Raw genomic sequence first — 744 nt, forward strand, 5'->3', positions numbered from 1 at the left:
TAAACTAAACACAGATCGCATGGCAGTAGAAATTCAACAATTTCATGATAACGAAGTACTCGTAAACAACAAATTAATAATACAAGACCAGGAAGGCGTTTGGAAGGCCAAAATAGAGCTTACCAATGCCGAGCAGGAAGCATTCAATAAACACATTCAAAGTCAATAACATCCAAACGCTGCGTGCCGATTAATAGCAAACGCCCTATCTACCAAAAAGCACGTAGCGTTTTTTAAAATCATAGCATTATGACAACTACAACATCAAAACCTAAAAAATCAGTCCTTTGGTCGCTATTCGACTTTAAGAACACGCAGCATCGCTACATATTAAGTTTGTGTATGCAATTTGGCTGGAGTAAAACGCACCCAGTTACTGGAAAGCAAGTGGCAGACCTTGGCGCATTGGATAGCTGGTTAAAAGGCAAACATAAAATAGGCCAATCGCCTGTTAAAAAGCCGCTGATTGATATGGAGGCCAAAGAGGCAAGCCGTGTTATAACAGCCCTTGAGAATATGGTAGGCAAAAAACACGCGCAATCATGAGCTTCTTTATATACGCAATTATAGCATTAGTGGTCCTGTTGGTTCTCCTTATTGCTGGCTTGTCTTTTTTCTGTTTTGATGATAATGATGCTGATATGTATTGGCACGATGCCCAAATGACACCAAATACCAATAACCATGAGTAGACCCTATCAAAAAGTATCTAAAACAAAAATGGACGGCCTCTCTGCAGGAACG

2 protein-coding genes are annotated in these 744 nt (G+C 40.1%); both read left to right on the forward strand.

Annotation, left to right across the window (positions count from 1 at the left end; genetic code table 11):
* The first annotated feature begins 249 nt into the window (after window positions 1–249).
* Window positions 250–546 carry a hypothetical protein gene (locus tag ES675_RS16345; protein WP_148367588.1) on the forward strand — a complete coding sequence of 99 codons (297 nt, stop codon included), beginning with the start codon at window positions 250–252 and terminating at the stop codon, window positions 544–546.
* Complete coding sequence (locus tag ES675_RS16515; protein WP_157448699.1) at window positions 543–692, forward strand: hypothetical protein; 150 nt, start codon at window positions 543–545, stop codon at window positions 690–692. Before ES675_RS16345 ends, ES675_RS16515 begins: the two co-directional genes overlap by 4 nt.
* Window positions 693–744 lie beyond the last annotated feature (52 nt).

The sequence above is a fragment of the Algorimicrobium algoritergicola genome, assembly GCF_008086165.1.
Taxonomy (GTDB): Bacteria; Bacteroidota; Bacteroidia; order Flavobacteriales; family Flavobacteriaceae; genus Algorimicrobium; species Algorimicrobium algoritergicola.

Excerpts from the sequence above, each read along its gene's own strand:
- ES675_RS16345 (WP_148367588.1), top strand. The coding sequence starts at position 250 with ATGACAACTACAACATCAAAACCTAAAAAATCAGTCCTTTGGTCGCTA.
- ES675_RS16515 (WP_157448699.1), top strand. The coding sequence starts at position 543 with ATGAGCTTCTTTATATACGCAATTATAGCATTAGTGGTCCTGTTGGTT.